Source organism: Neobacillus cucumis (assembly GCF_016908975.1).
Classification (GTDB): Bacteria; Bacillota; Bacilli; order Bacillales; family Cytobacillaceae; genus Neobacillus; species Neobacillus cucumis.
The window spans coordinates 37,482-57,830 of sequence record NZ_JAFBEX010000007.1 but is presented as its reverse complement, the minus strand read 5'-3'; the positions used below and the strand labels follow the sequence as shown (position 1 = coordinate 57,830).

The 20,349-nt window shown below is 37.4% G+C and carries 18 protein-coding genes; 10 read left to right on the top strand and 8 right to left on the bottom strand.

What is annotated here, in order from left to right:
• Positions 1–69 precede the first annotated feature (69 nt).
• From JOC76_RS10635 to JOC76_RS10625, 3 genes are all read right to left on the bottom strand, one after another.
• On the bottom strand, positions 70–1,269 hold the full coding sequence (locus tag JOC76_RS10635; protein ID WP_205177592.1) for a Ger(x)C family spore germination protein: 1,200 nt from the start codon (positions 1,267–1,269) through the stop codon (positions 70–72).
• A 33-nt stretch (positions 1,270–1,302) separates the two neighbouring features.
• Complete coding sequence (locus JOC76_RS10630) at positions 1,303–2,880, bottom strand: spore germination protein (RefSeq protein ID WP_239557688.1); 1,578 nt, start codon at positions 2,878–2,880, stop codon at positions 1,303–1,305.
• Between the two features lie 437 nt (positions 2,881–3,317).
• Complete coding sequence (locus JOC76_RS10625) at positions 3,318–4,157, bottom strand: hypothetical protein (RefSeq protein ID WP_205177590.1); 840 nt, start codon at positions 4,155–4,157, stop codon at positions 3,318–3,320.
• 324 nt (positions 4,158–4,481) lie between these two features.
• Between JOC76_RS10625 and JOC76_RS10620 the strand changes: the two genes are divergently transcribed.
• Positions 4,482–4,682 carry a cold-shock protein gene (locus JOC76_RS10620; RefSeq protein WP_042463323.1) on the top strand — a complete coding sequence of 67 codons (201 nt, stop codon included), beginning with the start codon at positions 4,482–4,484 and terminating at the stop codon, positions 4,680–4,682.
• A gap of 439 nt (positions 4,683–5,121) precedes the next feature.
• On the opposite strand, the gene JOC76_RS10615 is transcribed toward JOC76_RS10620, so the two are convergent.
• From JOC76_RS10615 to JOC76_RS10605, 3 genes are all read right to left on the bottom strand, one after another.
• Entirely contained in the window at positions 5,122–6,885 is a 1,764-nt protein-coding gene (locus JOC76_RS10615) for a DHA2 family efflux MFS transporter permease subunit (RefSeq protein ID WP_205177589.1), read from the bottom strand.
• 8 nt (positions 6,886–6,893) lie between these two features.
• Positions 6,894–7,553: an HlyD family secretion protein gene (locus JOC76_RS10610; protein ID WP_205177588.1), complete on the bottom strand. Its 660-nt coding sequence runs from the start codon at positions 7,551–7,553 to the stop codon at positions 6,894–6,896.
• 407 nt (positions 7,554–7,960) lie between these two features.
• Positions 7,961–9,058, bottom strand: a complete 1,098-nt coding sequence (locus JOC76_RS10605) for a molybdopterin-dependent oxidoreductase (RefSeq protein ID WP_205177587.1) — start codon at positions 9,056–9,058, stop codon at positions 7,961–7,963.
• A gap of 343 nt (positions 9,059–9,401) precedes the next feature.
• On the opposite strand from JOC76_RS10605, the gene JOC76_RS10600 reads away from it, so the two are divergent.
• Entirely contained in the window at positions 9,402–10,559 is a 1,158-nt protein-coding gene (locus tag JOC76_RS10600; protein WP_205177586.1) for a PepSY-associated TM helix domain-containing protein, read from the top strand.
• A 131-nt stretch (positions 10,560–10,690) separates the two neighbouring features.
• On the opposite strand, the gene JOC76_RS10595 is transcribed toward JOC76_RS10600, so the two are convergent.
• A complete protein-coding gene (locus JOC76_RS10595) occupies positions 10,691–11,179 on the bottom strand; it encodes a CBO0543 family protein (RefSeq protein ID WP_205177585.1) in 489 nt (162 codons plus the stop codon).
• A 316-nt stretch (positions 11,180–11,495) separates the two neighbouring features.
• On the opposite strand from JOC76_RS10595, the gene JOC76_RS10590 reads away from it, so the two are divergent.
• Positions 11,496–12,722, top strand: a complete 1,227-nt coding sequence (locus JOC76_RS10590) for a phospholipase D-like domain-containing protein (RefSeq protein WP_205177584.1) — start codon at positions 11,496–11,498, stop codon at positions 12,720–12,722.
• A gap of 36 nt (positions 12,723–12,758) precedes the next feature.
• Here the strand turns inward: JOC76_RS10590 and JOC76_RS10585 are convergent, their stop codons facing one another.
• Positions 12,759–13,187, bottom strand: a complete 429-nt coding sequence (locus JOC76_RS10585; RefSeq protein ID WP_205177583.1) for an acyltransferase family protein — start codon at positions 13,185–13,187, stop codon at positions 12,759–12,761.
• Between the two features lie 367 nt (positions 13,188–13,554).
• Between JOC76_RS10585 and JOC76_RS10580 the strand changes: the two genes are divergently transcribed.
• The 7 genes from JOC76_RS10580 to JOC76_RS10550 all read left to right on the top strand — a co-directional run bounded on the left by JOC76_RS10580 (position 13,555) and on the right by JOC76_RS10550 (position 20,282).
• Entirely contained in the window at positions 13,555–14,292 is a 738-nt protein-coding gene (locus tag JOC76_RS10580) for a cation diffusion facilitator family transporter (protein ID WP_205177582.1), read from the top strand.
• Between the two features lie 93 nt (positions 14,293–14,385).
• Positions 14,386–14,985, top strand: coding sequence for a YitT family protein (locus JOC76_RS10575; RefSeq protein WP_205177581.1), 600 nt, complete (start codon positions 14,386–14,388; stop codon positions 14,983–14,985).
• Between the two features lie 196 nt (positions 14,986–15,181).
• Positions 15,182–17,338, top strand: coding sequence for a xanthine dehydrogenase family protein molybdopterin-binding subunit (locus JOC76_RS10570; protein ID WP_205177580.1), 2,157 nt, complete (start codon positions 15,182–15,184; stop codon positions 17,336–17,338).
• Positions 17,339–17,349: 11 nt separating this feature from the next.
• Positions 17,350–17,811, top strand: coding sequence for a (2Fe-2S)-binding protein (locus JOC76_RS10565; protein WP_239557671.1), 462 nt, complete (start codon positions 17,350–17,352; stop codon positions 17,809–17,811).
• The gene (locus tag JOC76_RS10560) at positions 17,796–18,665 is read left to right on the top strand and encodes an FAD binding domain-containing protein (protein ID WP_205177578.1); all 870 of its coding nucleotides are present in this window, start codon (positions 17,796–17,798) and stop codon (positions 18,663–18,665) included. Before JOC76_RS10565 ends, JOC76_RS10560 begins: the two co-directional genes overlap by 16 nt.
• 25 nt (positions 18,666–18,690) lie before the next feature.
• Positions 18,691–19,485 (top strand): XdhC family protein, encoded by a 795-nt coding sequence (locus JOC76_RS10555; protein ID WP_205177577.1) that lies wholly within the window; start codon positions 18,691–18,693, stop codon positions 19,483–19,485.
• Between the two features lie 230 nt (positions 19,486–19,715).
• Positions 19,716–20,282: a tyrosine-type recombinase/integrase gene (locus JOC76_RS10550; protein WP_205177576.1), complete on the top strand. Its 567-nt coding sequence runs from the start codon at positions 19,716–19,718 to the stop codon at positions 20,280–20,282.
• The last annotated feature ends 67 nt before the right edge of the window (positions 20,283–20,349 follow it).

Sequence of the window (20,349 nt, the reverse complement as noted above, 5' to 3'; positions counted from 1 at the left end):
TAAGTGTAATAACAAAAGTTTTGTAAAACGCACGATGCTAGTCCATAAGGGTATGAAATAGAATGTCACTTATTTTGCGGCATCTGGTAATAACACTGGTTTTGTAGTAAATCCTGTGCCCTGCACGGTTATATGAGAATCAACTTCCACTTCCAGATTTGGAAAAATATTATTCCATCTTATTTTATAATCCGTTTCCCACATCTTCGGGTATGATCGATTTACAGCTTGTCCAAAACCAAATATATCTGACTTCAATTTTTTTTGTGCCTTATCAAGTGTTAGCTGAATTCTTGTTTCTACATCCTTCTCATACATCGATTGGAGTGTATCGAGTACTGTTGGATTACCTAAATCTAACTTGGAAGAGTTTTCAAAGATTTCTATTCCTCCATAAGTTTCTATCTTGATTTTGAGCTTGCCATTATGAATTATTGGTTTGATCTTAGTGGATACTTTCCATATTTGAGCTGATATCCTTCCGCCGCCTTTTTTCTTTGGTATCGATACTGCTATCACTCCAGATTCGAATTCATTCCGAATCCACAAGATCCCGCGAGTTTCTTCATCATTTAACCAGCCAACCAATCGATCCCCTCGGAACACCGCAGCTCCAATAGTACTAGGAATTCTTTTCGATGTTCCAGATCCATTTTTTTCGTTCTGGTTTCCTTTTTCTATGGGTAAGTTTGAAACTTGGGCTGCAACGGGTTCTTCTCCATCCGACAGCATTCTTTCCCAAAACTCCCGAACCCGAACTCGAACGCCAGTTCCTGTTTTTTCCTTTTCTCTAATTTCTTCTGCCAAAGCCGATTCAAACTGAGGTGATGAATGTAAGATATCAACAGCTTCTCCTTTCGTAAAAAGAAGGTAATAACGTAAGTGAGACTGTCGATGTCTTGAAAAGAAGTCAAGAACAGAAGAAACTCCATCCCTTGCCAGTGCTTCCCCCACAATAATCACACGACAATGAGCAAAGAAAATCTCACGCGGGATTTTCTCTTGAATAATTCGATAGGCTTCCATGATAGATTCTCCTTCTGCTGACACCATCATGGTTGATTTTGTCGAACTAGAGCCCTGACTAGCTCCGCTAGCTCCTCCAGATGCCTTTGGCACGGCAATTTGCAGAGCAAGTCGAAGTTTTCCACCGTCTGCCTTGTCTATGGCTACACCGAGTACGATAGCGACATCATTGATTTCATGTCTGCTCCAACAACCAGTCAGCAAAGGTGCTATAACGATAAGTAACGTCATTATTCGTTTCATATGCACTCCTCATCTTATTTTTAGTCTAGATGCTTACTTATTCTGATGAGGTCCAGGACGCAGTGTATCATTCATTCGAGTAGTCTTTTTATTAACTCCTAGCCCTGGTCGTTTCGTCATTGCCCAGCGCGGTGCGCGAATGATCACGTCTTTCAGGATGCTATCGGTATCCATAGGAGCTACAGGTGAAAAATACGGCACCCCAAAGGAGCGAAGACGGGAAATATGAATTTGAATGGCGATTGCTCCTAATAGAATTCCGTACAATCCCATGACCCCCGCCAGTATCATCATAGGAAACCGAAGGATGCGGATAGAATTCCCTAGGTTATAGCTTGGATTAATAAATGAAGCGATACCAGTTAGTGCTACAATCATAACCATTGGATTTGAAACAATTCCTGCTTGTACAGCTGCTTGACCGATGACTAAGGCACCTACAATACTGACAGCCTGTCCAACAGGTCGTGGCATACGAACACCAGCCTCCCGTAATCCTTCAAAGGAGATTTCCATGATTAACGCCTCTACAAACGCCGGAAACGGAACAGTCTCACGTGATGCCGCCACGCTAAGGAGCAAACTCGTCGGTATCATCTCCTGATGGAATGTTGTGACCGCAATATAAAGGGATGGCAAAAGCAAAGAGATAATTAAAAACAAATACCGAATGATGCGAATAAACGAAGCTACAGGATAACGCAGATAATAATCTTCCGTGCCTTGAAGAAATTGAAAAAATGTTTGCGGAGCAATGAGACAAAAAGGTGTGGTATCAACCAAAATACCGATCTGTCCTTCTAATAAATTTCCCGCTACTTTATCAGGTCGTTCCGTATAAGCCATTTGAGGAAAAATAGAATATGGATGGTCTGAGATTAACTCCTCCATATAACCGCTTTCCAATATGGCATCAATATCAATTCGATTAATTCTTTTACGGACTTCTTCTACTAATGAGTCATCTGCAATGCCTTCGAGATAGGTAATGACGATTTTCGTTTTCGATAATCGTCCAACGGTTAGTGCTTCCATCTTTAGTTTAGGGGTTTTCAGTCTTCGCCGTATTAAAACGGTATTGGTTCGTAAGCTTTCTGTAAATCCTTCCCTGGGTCCTCGAACCACAGGTTCTGTTGACGATTCCTCTACACTTCGTTTATCCCATTGTTGTAAACTGATGAATAAGGCTTGTTGTAGACCATCGATAAGTACGACCGTGTCACCAGATAAAACATGATCAATAACATCCTGAACAGATTGTCCTTCTTTTACTTGTGCTGCGGTAATGACTTGATCCATAACTAATTGCTTAATCAGTAAGGGTCCTTGATCATTTCCATAGTTTAACAACGGCTTTAAAACATCTGAATCAATTAATTCGATATTGACAAGTCCATCTAAAAAGATAAGCGTTCCGTGTTGTCTGCCTACTTGAAATTCGCGAAACACAATATCGGAGGAACGTTCGAAAATTATTTTTAATTTTTTGGTATCGTGCTTTAAATCTCCGGTTAGTACTTCGTTTTTTAATGAATTCTGTTCATTTTCAAGTGAACGTTGGGTGTTATAGAAAAATTTGATGAATCCCTTCATTTTTTTCATCATATTCATCACGCTCATAGTCTCCATTAAACGGATTTTATTCAAATTTCATTATGGTACAATTAATTAGGAAGTATACAGAATGGCACAAATAAAACGTCCATGTATTTGGAAATGAATGATAACAATGTGAAAATGCTACGGTTTGAGGGAAAGAGAGTAGGCTTGTGAGAGAGTAACGGAAGCATGAAAGCGTGTTATAACAGAGGTAAATGATGATGGAAATTGATAGGTTCTGGTGAGAAAACGGAATTACCAGAATACATTCATGGCATTCCTTAAAATAGACTTTTCAAAAAACCTCTATTAGAAATAGAGGTCTCTCGCAATTACTTACTTAGCTCTAATGACACCGGTAAGGCTGTCTAATTATTTTCGTAATAATGGTTCTGCAAGATGATGGAATAAAAGGGGGGGTACCGGTAAGGATAAATTATTCCTTTATTTTATTTTTTGTAAATGGTTTTATACAAAAATTTTGAAATAAAGGGCATTAGTAAGTATCGAGAACTAGTAAAAAAAAGTGATTTGATCCTCACCTTAAAAATTTTTAATTTTATCAAAGTCAAATCAATCAAAAGTTGGCTTAATGGTAGTAATATCTTATAAAATAACTCAGTCTTTGAAGAAGTATAGATAGCGATCAAAGAGAGGATCAAACTGTATAAAGGCACTATTTTAAAATGTTGAGTCCATGTGTGAAAATAACCACGGCCAAATCGAATATAACCTTTTACTGCTGAAATATACATGATAGTAATCCAAACTACTTCAATAGCCATAAAATGAGCAATTCCCATTGCCCATCTTTTTTGGGTTGCAAGTGCTTTATGAAACCAATCACTAATATAAAAATATCCATTTAATAAAACTAAAGTATAAATAGGCTTCCACCAATTTACTTTATAAATATTTATTCGTAAAAATAATTTCTCAATACAATAATAAAGAATGCTGAAACTGATCTTCCACTTAAAGTTTTTGTTAAGTAGAGTTAGAATCGTAGCTGTAATGGGAACATAAAATCCTTGAGAGAAAATGCCTCCTAAAATTGAATCAAACACTCTCTTTTTCATAATGGACGGTTTGTATCGATAACCATTAAATAAATTCAGGGTCGGATACTCAAATAAATAAGCAAAACCAATATTTGATAATAGTAAAATCCAAGTACCCTTTTGTTTACTGCGTTTTGACAATATTATAAACATAATTAAATGAATAACTGCTAACAACAAAAAAGGAATTGAGTTCTTATTGAGAAGTTTTTTCTTATGTTGTCTCATTCTTTACACCGGCTTTTTTTTACATTTAGTTTTATTATTGTTCAATTAAAGTGAAATATTTATTAATAATGAATCATGTAAAGAAGCTTCAATAAGGATGTAACAAATATATTTTTTGGGACTCTCTAGTTGTGAAAATCCATGAGTGAAAAATGGGTTGGGTTTATGTCTACTTGCAATTACTTTTAAAACATGTTAAGCTTTAGAAGAATTATTTTTGTTCGGTGTAAAGGATAGTATAAGATTAACTTTTCGTCTTGATGATCACTGAGTGCAAGGATAGTAACACATTGTGTGCAGAGCACACAGCAGGAGGAAACAAAAATGGAACAAGGTAAAGTAAAATGGTTTAACGCAGAAAAAGGTTTCGGATTCATCGAGCGTGAAGGCGGAGAAGACGTATTCGTTCATTTCTCAGCGATCCAAGGCGAAGGTTTCAAATCTTTAGACGAAGGTCAAACAGTTACTTTTGACGTTGAGCAAGGTCAACGTGGAGCTCAAGCAGCTAACGTTCGTAAAGCTTAATAATTAGAACCAATGAAAGCAGGCTCTTTAGAGAGTCTGTTTTTTTCTTTGGCTGTTATAAACTTGATTTCACTGTATTCGAAAAATAAACGGAAAAATTCCGTTTAAATTGGGAAATACCCCTATTTCCTTAAAAATAAAGGAAGTTTTTCCGTTTATTTTATCCAAATCTTTGGATTTAGTCTTATTTTGAGCGGTTAACCGGAATATCTCCGCTTATATCTGCTTCTTAAGCTTTCTCAATATACATTAGCCGGAAATTCTCCGCCTATGTATTCTAATACTTACACAAAAATCAACAATGAATAATAATAGAGCCTTTTCTTTAAAAAAAAGGAGCCCCACTCACGAATGAGTAGGGCACATGTAAACAAGTAAATCAAATGGTAAACAAAGTGTAACACATAATCACGAATTCTCCTAATTACTTTTAAATAATCTAATCCATTACTGCTGCTTGTGCGTTTGTAGGCGTACTTTCTTTATTTGTTTTTTTTCTTCCATAAAAGATGATCAGTATTATTCCGACCATGGTTAAAAGGGCTGCCACCATAAAGGCAGCATTCATTCCAGTTACAAAAGCTTTCTGCTGAATCATTCCATTCATCATGGATACGGAATCCTGTTTTGAACCAGTAGCCCCCATGCCGTGAATATGCAATATTTGTTGCATCTCCGTCAAAAATTGACCGGTAAGTGAGGTTTCCGTCACTTGCCAAGACATATGGGCAGCGGCAATTTTTGCTTGAGTGGTCATGAAAGTCGTAAGGATTGCCGTTCCTAAGGAGGCAGCAACCTGCCGAACGGTGTTGTTCATCGCCGTACCCTGATTCGTCATTTCAAACGGAATGGCATTCATACCGGCTGTTATGAGAGGCATCATCGCCATTGACACTCCTGCGTTGCGTAGAATGTATAACCACTGAATGGTGCTCGAGCTTGTATCAACGCCCAAATTTGTAAATCCCAGCGTAGCTAGTGTAACAATAGCCAATCCGACAATACCTAGCGGACGGGCTCCAATGCGATCAAATAATCGACCACTGATTGGCATGATGACAGCAGAAGCCAGTGCTGCTGGTGTCATGAAAAGTCCTGTTCGAACAGCTGAAAAACCTCGGACATCTTGAAGATACAGCGGAAGAAAGAAAATACCTGCAAACATTGAAACACTCACAATGGAAACGATGATAAGACTCATGTTAAATTGATAGTTTTTAAAAACCCGCAACTGGATCATCGGTTCTTTTACTTTAAGTTCAATAATGACCAAAATGATTAAACATACTACACCCACTGAAAGAAATAGCTCTACTTCGGAGGAACCCCATCCTTTAGAAGAAACCTCATTAAATCCATATAAAAGACTTCCAAAGCCGATAATCGAAAAGATAAAACCAAAAAGATCAAACTTACCCTTCGACTCATGGGGAAAGTCGTGCATCATTAGAACTCCAAGAATCACAGCTACAATCCCAATGGGGACATTGATGTAGAAAATATACCGCCATGACCAATATTCGACTAAATATCCACTTAGTGCTGGCCCAAAGGCAGGAGCCGCCATCATGGCAATCCCGAAGATGCCCATAACGGTCCCCCGACGTTCTGGCGGGTATATACGGAAGATCATCGACATGGCAACTGGCTGCATCAAAGCACCACCAAGGGCTTGAACGATGCGGAATATGATGATGCTTTCAAGATTCCATGCAATTCCACATAATGCTGATCCTATGGTGAATGTGGCTAATGAAAATAGGAATAGTCTTTTGGCTCCAAATTTATCCGTCAACCATCCGGAAATGGGAATGAGCATACCGAGTACAAGCATGTATCCTGTTACAACCCATTGAATTTGCTCTGTACTAGCGTTCAGAGCAGTCTCCATTTTGGGAATCGCTACATTGACCACACTGGTGTCCAAAATAGCCATAAACACTCCAAGAATAATGATCGTCATCTGTAAAACAGGGGACTTAATCCGGTCTATTTCATACAATGATTCAGACGAATGTTTCTTAAGTTCTGTATCCCTTCGTTCAGGTTGAGTAATATTTTCCCGGACCTCTTCATTCATCCTTTTCTCTTGAACCAATAGTGCTTGATCAATATTCGGCAGTTTTTGTTTCAGTATCCTGAAATTGATAAATAACAACAGTAAAATAGCTAAAATAACATAAACCGTGATTAATAGAACCATCATATCACCTACTTATGGATTTTCACGGTCACGTTCATACCAGGAACAAGATGGAGTCCTTTTGTATCCTCAATGATGATCTTAACAGGAATTTCCTGAGTAACTTTTGTATAGTTACTGGTGGTATTACTTGCAGGCAATAATGAAAAAGTTCCTGCGGATGCAAGACCGATTGAATCTACTTTTCCTTTTAATGGAGTGTCAGGGAAAGCATCCACATAAATATCAACATCTTGATTTGAAGTAACATCACTAATAGCTGTTTCATCAATGTTGGCTGTTACCCATAAATTCTTCATATCATAGGCTGTAGCCAAAGGAGTGCCGGCAGCAACAAAGGAATCACTGACTGCGTTATTCTGGACAACCGTTCCGTTGGTAGGAATATTAACTGGAATGTTTGTATTTGCTGCGGTTCCCGTTCCAGAGGAAAGAATTGTTCCGATTTGTTGATCTTTTGAAAATGAACTTCCCACGTTTCCATTCCAATTTGTTAATTTACCTGATGCTGGAGCAACAATTGACACTGGTTGACCGGCTATGGAAGCATTATCTGTACTCAAATAATTAGTAGAATTATTGAAATATGCATATACTCCAAATCCTCCACCAACCAGAATCAGTAAAATGATCACATTTAATATAATCATTTTTTCAAACTTCATCATTTTTCCTCCCCAATATAAAGGATTGATTATAGATTGATGTGTAAATGCAAATAATTGTTTAAAATCTACCTCAGGCATATTGAGTATTTGATTTTAGAATTCGAGAATTTCATTATTCAGGATGTACACATAGCCTCCTTGTTTTGGTAATCAAATGATTACCATCATCATATTTCGTATGCGAATTATTTATTCACGAAAAAAAATCAGCTTTTGTATGTCATTCTGAAAGGGTACATACCTTAATCAAAGGTTTTGAATATCTGAATGGAGATTTGTAGCTATTACTCACTTGAACAAACAGTTCAAAACAAGTTTATCGTAGATATTGTTGAAACAGGAAAGGGCACCCGAAATGAGTGCCTCTTTAAAAATCAAAACTTAATTATGGAATGTTAGAATACTCGTCAAAACGTTGCTTCAGCCGGATAGCCTCGTTGTTCCCAATATCCCTGAATACGGGTGGATGCAAATTCTACACGATTTACCCATTTGATTGATTTGTAACCGTACATTCTTGGCACCACTAATCGAATCGGATAACCTTGTTCGACGCGAAGCGGCTGTTGGTCCATCTTAAAAGCAAGAAGAACATCGGATTCCATCGCTTCATTTAAGGACAAGCTTTCGGTATAGGCACCGTCTGCAGAATAGAAGGTGATGAAGGTAGCTTCTGAAGTGGGTTTAACCAATGAAACAAGCTCGCGAATATGAATGCCTTCCCATTCCACATCCGAAACCGTCCATCCTGTTACGCATTGAAAATCTTTGATCTGTTTGGTGACAGGTAAAGACGTCAATTGTTCAAAGGTCATTGATTGTTTAGTCGTCACTAGACCATCAACCACCAATCGGTACTTGTCGAGCAAGACGTTTGGATAGTTGTCCGTCACAGTAAAATATTCCGGAAACTCATGTACACCAGGTGCCGAATTTGAAGATATTTTTCCGCTTGTTGTGAAAAGCTTCGAAAACGGAGTCATGGTAATGGCACCAATGACTAAACCTGATAATCCCCATTGTAGAAAATGCCTTCGTTCTGAATCCATTTTTCTCGTTACGAATGTTTGGGGATATTGGGTTCCGGTTGCTTTAAAGAAACCATGCAAGATAAACCAAATGCCTAAAAGATAAGACAAATTCCCATGCCAAGGGAAGGCTGCCTCTCTTAGCTTGGAGGGAAACCAATTGACCTTCCATAACGAAAATCCGGTTAAAACGATTGCCGTCCCAAAAAAGATGGGCATAAACCAATCAATCTTTCGTATGCGGTTCACCTTTGGCAATTTCTTCACGAAAGGAGAAAATAACGACAGAAAGAACACGATGCCAAGAAAAATATGCGCATCGTAAAAAAAGGATAAATACTTTATAAGCCTTACATGAAAAAATGGAATATAAAGCACAAGTCCTGTTACCATAAGAGCTAAAAAGGATACAATTGAATAATGGTGAAGCCATACATAATATTTCGACCATTTCCCATGAGGAAACCATTTCTTCATTTTTAGCCCTCACAATCTCCTGAAAATTTTTAAAAATTATAACATGAAAAACTGAAGGAAGTCTTAAAAAATACCTCAAAAGCGTTGTCCAAGGTTTTTATACTTAGGTGTCCATGATTATAACTCTATTAAAGCAAATTAAGAATGAATTTCAAATTTTGATGCACTAAAAGGGTAGTCATAGTTTCTGCAACTAGCTACCTTTTTTTATTTCTTTATAAGGACTAAATTAAATTGACTTTGATTATCATTATCATTTAGAATATTAATTGATAATGATAATCGATTTCAATTATTTATTTTGAGCTTTAATCTTATTTTTAGGAGAGTAGGTATTTATGATATGAGAAAAGTAATTGGAAAAATTCATTTATGGTTGAGCATGCTGGTGGGGATATTTATTGTTCTAATTGGAATAACTGGAAGTTTACTTGTCTTTGAACCAGATATAAACCATTTCATACATCCTGATTTGTTTAAAGTAACAGAAAGCAAAAAAGTAATGTATCAACAGGCATTGGAAACTGTTAGAAACACATATCCAAAAGGAGAAATTCAACGTGTATATACACCAAATGAACCAGAGGCGAAAGGAGTTTACTTATTTCGACTTAAAGAAGGTGAAAAGCAGCAATCAATATATGTTGATCCTGGAACAGGACAGATAAATGGAGCATTAGGGGATAAAACAATGTTTAATATGATCCTTGATTTTCATCGATCGCTCCTACTGAAAGATTTTAAAGGAGAAGAAATAGTTGGAATAATCGGAATGTTTTTCTTTCTTATTACATTGTCGGGAATATATTTATGGTGGCCAGGAATAAAAAAATGGAAAAATGGTTTTAAAATGAGACGCAATAAAAACGTTTTTGTGAAAAATTATGATTTACATAAGGTCCTCGGGGCAGTGTCAATACCATTTTTATTAATTGTTTCATTAACAGGAGCCCTTTTTACATATGATGAGACCATTTTCGGTTGGTTTGGTGGAAAGGCAAAAGTAACACCTCCAGAAGAGAACCTTATATCTAAACCTCTTCCAACTGGAAAGCTTCCTCTGGATCTATTATTAAGTAAAGCTGAAAAAGAAGTACCTAAGGGTATTATCACTCAAGTTAGAATGCCCGGAATGATGAAGGAAGGAATGGCGGAAGGAGCAGTAGAAATTCGGCTTAGTCGCTCTTACGATCCTGGGAATGGAAACATACGGGTTTGGGTGGATCAATATAGTGGAAAAATAGTAGGCAAGTTAGATCCAGAAATAAACAGTGGTCTACTCTATCAAATATGGCATCATCCTTTACATACAGGAACTTTTGGAGGAATATTTACAAAAATTTTATACGCAATTGGTGGCCTTACTCCAACCATTCTAATGTTTACGGGGACTTATATGTGGTTGTTTAAGAAAAAGAACAAAAGTAAAGAGAGCATTTCAAGCAGCATAATAAAAAGCTTGTTTACATTATCAAATTGTGAAAATCCATCTGTAAACTAGGTGGATTTTTTCTTGTTGAGCTAACGGGGCAGTATAATGAAATAAGGTTTTGAACCCTTTTTTAAATAATTTAAATTCTTAGCATCAATTTAAAAGTGTTTTTCATTAAAAAATCCTGTACTCAAAGAAAATTAATTTTTTGGAACAGGACTATTATTTGCTTTTCGGACTATAGCGATGAAAGCACGAGAAATAAGAAAAGTTATACTTAAAGTCCAGAAGCTAGTGAAGGAATTCCATCCCTTTTTAAATTTAAGTAAAGACGTTTTCTTTTCTAAGAGATGCTCTGTTACAGCCATTGGAATACTAAAATAGAATGTTTTAACAACTATACCTAAAATATTGGATTTCTTAGTAACTTGGTTATAGTAAACACAAGTTATAGGATAAAGTAAATAATCAAAAATGAAGCTAAAATCAAATGATTTAAATAATTTTATCGGATATTTGATATATCCCTTTTTCACAACTATATTATCTAAAATGGAAGATAAAAATCCTTTAAAAAGAAAGATAAGTAACCAATCTTTTGCGGGTGGTTTTCTAATCAAATTTATGAATGAGATTATTCCAAAAATTAATAAAGCCCTTAATATATTTTTCTCTAATGTGTGTTTCATTATTTCACCTCATAGGTAAGTATGCCCAATTCGACAGTGGAAATATTTAAGATAAAAGTGTTAATTGATGGTGCTTGTTCAACTAAAGCACCCTTAAATAAGAATCAAAATGAGTGAAGTAAATGAATGGACTGAAATAAGGCGATAACCATATCCATATCCGCAGTAACCAAGGCTGTAAAATCCTCTTTTTAATAAATTAATAAAACCTTCGACCAACAAAGGCAGATGCTCTATGAAGGGCTAACAGGATAGTTTTGTCCACAAAAACAAAAACTAACAGAATGAAAACGATAATATTTAAAGGAGATTACATATGCTAAAAAAGGTAAAGAAAATCCTTCGTGTAATCCTATTTGTGTTTATCGGTGCATGTTTGGTTTTGTTTGTTTGGGGTAAAATTGACAAAACAACAGCCGAAAAAAGAATGGTATTTGACCAGCAGCCCATCCAATACCCGATTCGTCAAAGTAATATTACTTTGTATACGGACGGGAAACAGTTTAACAAGCAATTATTCTCAGATATAAGGAAAGCAAATCATTACGTGTATATTAACTTTTTCTCGATTGCTGATGATAAAGTAAGCCATCAGTTTCTAGGTATATTGAGGCAAAAAAGCCAGGAAGGATTAGAAGTATATTTTGCAGTGGACAGGCTAGGTGGAATTTTACTAAAGAAAAAGGAAAGAGAATCATTGGTTAAAGCAGGAGTGCATTTTACGTATTACAATAAGCCTGCTTTTCCTTATCTTTTTTCTTCTTTGGATCATCGGAATCATCGCCGTATTTCTATTATTGATGGAAGGATTGGATACATTGGCGGATTTAACATCGGCAAGAAGTATTTGGGAGAAAAAGTAAAACTCGGTCACTGGAGAGATTATCACCTTCAAATACGAGGTGAAGGAGTTCAAGATCTAATGCATCAATTTGTATTAGACTGGAAGAAAAACACAGAGCAACAGATTCCTATCCACAGCGCAACAAAGGAAAAGGGAGCAACCTTACATCGATTTACTGCCTATTATAGCGGAGTAAAACTTGGTCAAGATTATGCAAGGCTGTTTCAACAAGCAAAGGAGTCCATCATTATAATAACACCTTATTTTATACTAAATGACAGAACTATATGGAACTCATTAGTGGATGCTAGAAAAAGAGGAGTTCGTGTTAAATTTCTGTTCTCACCTCATTCGGATGCATTGTTAGTTGAAGAAGCAGCCTATCCATATATCCGAAAAGCATTAAAACAGGGAATGGAGGTATACGGTTATAAAAAGGGAGTGCTACACGGTAAAGTATTCTTAATTGATGAAAACGTATTGATGGTTGGGACCGTAAATTTTGATTCGCGCTCGTTTCATTTAAATGAGGAAATGAACTGTTATATCCATGACCCTGTCTATATTTCTAAAATAAAACCAGTCATCAATGAAGACATTCAAAACTCAAAGCGAGTAACATCCTCTGACGTCAATCAATTATCTATAAAAGAAAAAATAAAAGAGATGGTTGCACAAATGATTGAGTATTATTTGTAAGAAAACGAATAAAAAGAGAGTTGGGTTCACCAACTCTCATAGTCTTAATTCAATCAATGGACGTGTATATTTTTGTATTAAATAATTACCTAATAATACACAGACCCCTAAAGAAAATACCATTAATGTTAAATAATGATTGGATATACCACTCAAGGTATCGTCAGAGACGATTGTTTGAATGGTTTTAATAATAAATCCATGAAGAAGGTAAACGTATAAGGTCCTTTGACCAATCACTGTCATTTTAAATCCTTGTGAAGGAACAATGGACAAGAAACCGTAAATAACAATTATTGTTACTACATATTGAGAAGCACGTATAATTCCATCTGTTATTACCTTCGAACCCATATCAGCATAGGAAGTATCTCCAAGTAACCATGGTATAGCATCCTTTGGAAAGAACGTACAAATTAAAAACATTGTACTTAAGAGAACCAAAAACCCAATGAGAATCTGCAATCTAAATCTTTTAGTCCATGTAAGTATACCTTTAAATTGTTACAAGATTATTAATAAATTATAGTTAAAAGGTATGTATTCATTTAATTTAACTTCATGTACCCTGCTTCTTTTGGGCAAATTCAATATTCAAAATTAAGACGAAGCCGAAGATATGCGAAATCATTTCATGCATATTTTCGGCTTTTTACATTCAAAAACATGCTGTCATAATCATGACCATTATGGAAGTGGTCTTTTCCGTAAAAATACCTTTTAATTTTATAGAATTTTTCGATTTTTAGAAAATTAATAAAAAGTTGTTTTTATCAATATTTCCCATTTTCTTTGGGACACTATAAGGAAAAGAAGTGGGGGAGGTAAGCATGTGGGAATTAAACAGGTGTTTGAGTGTGTAAAAAAAGGTAACCAATCTTCAGCGTTAGCCATGATGGGAAATACGCTTATTGCTATTACAGAGTTTATAGCTGGAATAATTAGCGGTAGTGGAGCCATGTTTGCAGCAGCTATGCACTCTTTAGGAGATGCAGTGAACCAAGGTTTCATTTTTATGGGTAGTGTTTTATCCCAGAAAAAACCGACAAAAAGATTTCCAAACGGTTTTGAATCTTTGAATCAAATTTTTAGCATAATTGCCGCATTGGTTGTTTTTTCTATGGGATATGAAACTATTCATGAGGGATGTCGTTTAATAAAGCACCCTTCTGAACCAAGTAGAGGTGTACTCTTGAACGTCTTGATTTTGGTTCTAAACCTGGTTATAGATGGAGCGGTATTATTAAAAGCTATGAAGGAAATAAATCAGGATGCGGGAGTAGTCGTAAAAGGAATGGGTATTGTGCTTCAATCATTTAAATATGTGAGTAAAGCGACTCCGCCAACAAGGTTTGTCTTTTACGAGGATCTTGTTTCAGTATCCAGTGCAATATTAGCCTTGTTTGCAGTAGTAATTACGTCCATTACTAAAATTCATATTTTAGATGGAGTTTTTACCCTGATTATTGGTTTATTAATGATTGGTGTATCTATTCGGGTTGCCTACGACAATATTGTTGAACTAAAAATAGGAAAATCTCCGATTATCGATGACCAATCCATTGATTAAAAAGAAAAATCTTTTTCATGAAGCTTTTGGAAAAGATCATCCTAAAAATTAATATACCTTTTATGTTCCATTATTTATGGAGTGATTTTACCCATGCATATTCTAAAAAAAGGACTTGTCATATTGTTTGGCAGTATTTTGTTATCGATTGGCATCAATTTCTTTTTAGTTCCATTTGAATTACTTGATGGAGGAATAATTGGTGTAGGTCTGATTATTAAGTATTTAACAGGAATGAAACCAGGGCTAGCAATTATATGTTTGAGTATTCCTATATTTGCCCTAGCTTGGTTTTATAACAAGAGTTATTTTTATAATAGTCTCTTTGGTATGTTGTTTTCTTCTTTTGTTATTGATTTGTTATCTTTTTCACGAGGTTATATACAGTTACAAATTCCTCCTGTTGTTAGCTCTGTATTCGGTGGTATATTTGTTGGTTTAGGTATTGGTATCATGCTTCGCTATGAAACAAGTACAGGAGGTACAGACTTATTAGCACAATTTTTATCGAAGATTTTTAAAATTAATGTTGGAATCATGATATTTATCATTGATGCATTGGTCATTTGTCTAGGAGGATTGTTAATTTCTAAGGAGACTTTTATCTTATCAAGTCTTACAATTACAGTTGTTGCTTTATTTACAAGTCTATGTACCTGGAATGATGAACGTACAAAACTAAAAACCAGTTAATTATAACTATAAATAAAATCAAAAAAGTAGTGATTATCGACATGATAACCACTACTTTTTTACTTCCTCAATGAAAAACACCGAAATACTTGTATGAAATCAATCATAAAATATCATTATCAATTATAAAATCATAGGAAGAGGATTCTATTTACTATTTGTCCCCTTTAAATAATCAGTCGAAGGGTGTTGAACAATGAATCTTAAAGACATAAGCACTTCAGTGCCTAAAAAGGACCATAGTGGCAAAGTATCGGGTCAGTTAGCCTATATAAGTGATGTGAAAGTGGAAAACATGGTTTATGGTGTTTTGTATCGGTCGCCGGTTGCTTATGGAAAAATCAAATCTATTCAATTACCAAAGCTTCCGGAAGGATATGAAGCCGTTGGAGCAGGGGATATCCCGGGACCGAATTATGTCAAAATTATAAAAGAAGATCAGCCCATTTTTGCCAATGAATGGGTCAATTATATTGGAGAGCCGATATTTATGCTTGTGGGAAGGGACCTTGATATCCTATACCGTTTGTTAAATGAAGTGAAAATTGAAGTGGAGGAACATCAGGCTATTTATACATTGAACGAGGCAATCCAACAAAAATCATCTACAAGTTTAGCGAGCTATGAATTTGGCGAAAGCTTAGAAACCATTTCAGCGATCGAGCAGGGAGCCCATCAAATCATTGAGGAAGAATACGAAACGGGTTATCAGGAGCATGTCTACCTTGAGCCGCAAGGAATGCTCGCCATTTATAAGGAAGATGAAATTATCGTTCAGGGTTCAATGCAATGTCTTTATTATATAAAAAATGCCTTGCTAAGTGCCTTAGCCTGTGGTGACGATGAAGTCAGAGTGGTGCAAAGCCCGACCGGCGGAGGGTTTGGAGGCAAAGAAGAGTTTCCATCGATGATGGCGTGCCACGTTGCCGTTGCGGCAAAAGCAGTCCAAAAATCGGTGATGCTCGTGTTTGACCGTTCGGAGGATATGGTGGTGACGACCAAAAGGCATCCGGCCAAACTCACCTATCGAACGGCCCTTGATAAGGAAGGAAATATTTTAAGCATGTGTGTGGACGTTTTTCTGGATGGCGGAGCGAATGCGGGCTTAAGCTCTGTTGTACTGCAGCGTGCCTTAATCAACAGTGCCGGTGTGTATAAAATTCCGCATTTCCATGCAAAGGGGTATGTCTTAAAAACGAATACTGTTCCGAACGGGGCCTTTAGAGGCTTTGGTGCGCCACAAAGCTTTGCCGGAATCGAAAGCCATATGGGACATCTTAGTAAACTAGCAAACATCGACCCACTTCAATATAAACGCAAATACCTCGTCAAACAAGGAGACTCCACCATCACCAAAGGAAAATTCAGAGACCCGATATTAATGGAAGATATGATAGAAGATTTACTCAACACGTCACAATACAAAAAGAAAAAAGAGGAGTTTCATAGCTTTAATCAACAAAATCCTCGCTATAAAAAAGGAATCGGAACGTCGTTGTTCCTTCACGGCTGTGGATTTACAGGCAGTGGTGAACGAGATCATATTAAAGCAACGGTGAAGCTCAGTAAGTCCAAGGATGGCAAGGTATCGTTAAAAATCTCCAATTCTGATATGGGACAAGGCATATATACCTCACTAAGTAAAATTGTCGCCAAGGAATTAGACCTTCCGTACGAAGAAGTGTTGTACCCTTATCCCGATAGCAAAGAGGTTCCCGACTCCGGTCCGACCGTTGCTTCTAGGACGACGATGATTGTCGGAAAGTTGCTCGAACGGGCCGCCAAAAAACTGAAGACCCAGTGGCAACAAGGGGTGGAACAGGAAGTAGTGGAGAACTATGTTCACCGTGAAATGATTCCTTGGGATGAAAAAACCTTCACGGGAGACGCCTACCCGGCTTATTCATGGGGCGTGAATATCGTGGAAGTAGAAGTAGATACCTTAACAGGAAATGTAAAGCTGGAAAAAGTGTACGCCAATTATGAAGTCGGCAAGGTCATCGATGACCGGATTATGAAAGGGCAAATAGACGGTGGTTTAGCTCAAGGATTAGCCTACGGTTATCTTGAAAAAATGACGACCAAGCAAGGCCGAATCCAACAAAAAAGCATCTCGGATTATGGACCGCCGACTTCATTGGACGTTGTTACAATCGAAAGCAAGGTCTTTGATAATCCCTATGCGGATGGTCCATATGGTGCGAAGGGGGCAGGTGAATTAACGTTAATCGGCGGCGCTCCAGCCGTTCAAGCGGCGATTGAATCTGCACTGCAAACGTCATTTCAGCAAATTCCCATTACACCGGAAGTCATAATGGAAAGTCTTTGGATAAAAGAAGGTGAAAAAGGTTGATTAAATTTACCTTGAATGGAAGAACAGTAGAAACGGACGCCCCGCCTACAACAAGATTACTAGATTTAGTACGAGATGAGTTTGATTTAATTGGTACCAAGGAAGGCTGTGGTGAAGGCGAGTGCGGAGCCTGCAGCGTGTTTGTGAATAGTCTCCTGCAAAACAGCTGCCTGATTCCAGTTGGGTCCATTGAGGGAGCTGATATTCAAACAATTGAAGGAATCATGGAAACGGAACAGTTTAAGATTTTAGATGAAAGCTATTCCGTTGCCGGAGGCGTTCAATGCGGTTACTGCATTCCGGGGATGGTCATGGCTAGTGCCGCCTTATTATCCAAAAACCCTCATCCTTCAGAGGCTGAAATTCGAGAAGGGATTTCCGGAAATCTGTGCCGATGTACGGGCTACAATATGATTGTGGATGCGATTAATCTGGCAGCTAAAAAAGGGGACGGCTTATGGCAGAGAAAATAATGGCGTATCGTTTCAATCGATTAGACCAAACATTAAGCCAATTGAACCAAGAAGACTGTACCATCATGGCCGGTGGCACCGATGTAATGGTCCTGCACAAAAATCGACGGGGTGTCCCCCCGAAAATCTCGAAACCGATTATGTTTATCGATCATCTATCCGAACTAAAGCAGGTGTATCAAATTCAAAACGATCTCCACATCGGGGCTTGCTGTACGTATAGCGAATTACTGGAGAATCCGCTTATTCCGCTTCCATTAAAGAACGCCATCCAAACGATTGCGGCACCTGCCATTCGAAACAGAGGAACATTGGGCGGAAATATTTGCAATGCTTCGCCGGCTGGTGACACACTGCCATTATTATATGTCTACAACGCAAAACTTTTGCTGCGCTCCGTTAACGGTGACCGTGTCGTAGCGATTAGTGATTTTATTCAAGGACCACGAAGGGTCGAGCGAAATCAAAATGAAATTCTAGCAGAAATTATCTTGCCATCCATATTCGAAGAAGATGCCCATGTCGTTTTTGAGAAAGTCGGCAACCGTAATGCCGATGCCATTGCCAAAGTATCATTTGCAGGCTATATCCGGATAAAGGATACTCAAATCGATGATGTTCGCTTTGCCTTCGGGGCGGTCGGACCTACGATGGTTCGTTCAGTTGATATTGAGAAGAAGCTGCTGGGGAAGATCATACCATTAGCAAAAGCAGACATCGCTCAAGTTGTGACAGCCTTCGATCAGATCATTCATCCTATTGACGATCAGCGCTCCACGGCGACTTACCGAAAAACAGTCGCCTTAAATCTATTACGTTATTTTCTTAGCAAGAATCAATATCAATCGAATTAATGGCTAAAAAGGGGGAGAGCAATTTATGCTATTGATGGAAAAAGTGGCCATGCTGACACGTCGAAACGAAACCTTTGCTCTAGCTATGATCATTGAATCAAAGGGCTCGACTCCTAGGCATGTTGGAAAAATGATTGTATACCGTGATGGGACGATTGAAGGCACTGTCGGAGGTGGCCTGGCTGAACACTATATTATCGAAGACAGTGTAAAGGCGATCCAAAATGGTCAATCGAAAACCGTTGAATATAAATTGAATAAACAGGCCAAAGACGGGATTGAAATGAATTGTGGCGGCACGCTTCGGGTCTTTATAGAAGTGTATACAAGCAGACCTGAACTCGTTATAGCTGGTGCAGGTCATTTAGGCTCTGCGTTGGCAAAGCTTGCTGATTTCCTTGAATTACCTTATTGCATTGTCGATGATCGCCTAGGGTTTTGTACAAAGGAACGCTTTCCTAATGCCTCAAACCTTTTTGTGAACGAGGATATTGGAAAGGCGTTACAAGCAGCCAACTTAAATGAAAAGTCCTATGTGATCATTGTGACAAAAGACGGTGATGATAGGGTCTTAAAAACCGCCCTGCAATTTCCGATTGCTTATGTTGGCATGGTTGCCAGCAAACGCAAGGTGATAAGAATTTTTGAAAAATTAAAAAGTCAAGGAGTCAGACAAGAACTGTTGGAGCAGGTTCATTCTCCGATTGGATTGGAAATGGGCTCGGAAACAACAGAAGAAATTGCCATCAGTATTATCGGTGAAATCATCAAAGTGAGCAAGGAAAAAAAGCCAATCAAAGTGAAACAGTTAAGTAGATAAGTTAAAAGAAGAAACGGATCCCATCAACTAGACAGGGAAATAATCAATGTCGATAAGCGGCTTGAGCTCTAGAAATGATAGGGCTGAAGCCGTTTTGTCATTTTTGGATGACAAGTATACTTGTTCTTCCATTTTCAGAAGATAAATAAATCAGTCACAGGCAGAAGGTTTGAATGTTACTCAATTATCAATTATCCTTAAATTAGTAACATTGAAGGAGTAATGATGAGTTGGAAACCGTCGATGCACTTAGAGACCTAGAACAAATAAATTCCCTAAAAGATCACCTTAAAAAACAATCCTATCGGGATTACTTATTGTTTGTTTTTGGGATCAATACAGGCCTTAAAATTTCCGAACTACTTTTGATTAAGGTAAAAGAACTTTTTAATACCGAGGGAGAAATGAAGGATTTTTATTCTTACGCTGAAATGGAGAGTGAAAGGAGGAAGTCCGTGTTTTTAAACAAAAAAGTGAAAGAAGCTGTCAAGTCATACTTAGACCATGTCAACATAGAGGAACAGATTTATTTATTTCAATCTCGAAAATTTAAACAACCAATTACTCGACAACAGGCCTATCGAATTATCCATGATGCAGCGATTAAGGTAGGCATTGAAGGGAAGATAGGGACCAATTCACTAGCAAAGACCTTTGGATTTCATGCGTTTAAACAAGGGGTCTCCATTGCACTTTTACAAAAACACTTTAATCATTCAACACCATCGGAAACACTCAAATTTATCGGAATAAATAAGGATGAAATCATTGCCACTCAGATTGATGTAAATTTATAAGTTCATAAAATTCACAGGGGGATTTGATGAAAGATTAGTGCTTAAAAGGAAAGGGAAGAGAGGATTT

Coding starts and splice junctions, on each gene's coding strand:
- JOC76_RS10625 (WP_205177590.1), bottom strand. CDS start 4,157: ATGAGACAACATAAGAAAAAACTTCTCAATAAGAACTCAATTCCTTTT.
- JOC76_RS10620 (WP_042463323.1), top strand. CDS start 4,482: ATGGAACAAGGTAAAGTAAAATGGTTTAACGCAGAAAAAGGTTTCGGA.
- JOC76_RS10570 (WP_205177580.1), top strand. CDS start 15,182: ATGAATCTTAAAGACATAAGCACTTCAGTGCCTAAAAAGGACCATAGT.
- JOC76_RS10595 (WP_205177585.1), bottom strand. CDS start 11,179: ATGAAACACACATTAGAGAAAAATATATTAAGGGCTTTATTAATTTTT.
- JOC76_RS10615 (WP_205177589.1), bottom strand. CDS start 6,885: ATGGTTCTATTAATCACGGTTTATGTTATTTTAGCTATTTTACTGTTG.
- JOC76_RS10630 (WP_239557688.1), bottom strand. CDS start 2,880: ATGAATATGATGAAAAAAATGAAGGGATTCATCAAATTTTTCTATAAC.
- JOC76_RS10590 (WP_205177584.1), top strand. CDS start 11,496: ATGCTAAAAAAGGTAAAGAAAATCCTTCGTGTAATCCTATTTGTGTTT.
- JOC76_RS10605 (WP_205177587.1), bottom strand. CDS start 9,058: ATGAAGAAATGGTTTCCTCATGGGAAATGGTCGAAATATTATGTATGG.
- JOC76_RS10575 (WP_205177581.1), top strand. CDS start 14,386: ATGCATATTCTAAAAAAAGGACTTGTCATATTGTTTGGCAGTATTTTG.
- JOC76_RS10555 (WP_205177577.1), top strand. CDS start 18,691: ATGCTATTGATGGAAAAAGTGGCCATGCTGACACGTCGAAACGAAACC.
- JOC76_RS10560 (WP_205177578.1), top strand. CDS start 17,796: ATGGCAGAGAAAATAATGGCGTATCGTTTCAATCGATTAGACCAAACA.
- JOC76_RS10600 (WP_205177586.1), top strand. CDS start 9,402: ATGAGAAAAGTAATTGGAAAAATTCATTTATGGTTGAGCATGCTGGTG.
- JOC76_RS10610 (WP_205177588.1), bottom strand. CDS start 7,553: ATGATGAAGTTTGAAAAAATGATTATATTAAATGTGATCATTTTACTG.
- JOC76_RS10635 (WP_205177592.1), bottom strand. CDS start 1,269: ATGAAACGAATAATGACGTTACTTATCGTTATAGCACCTTTGCTGACT.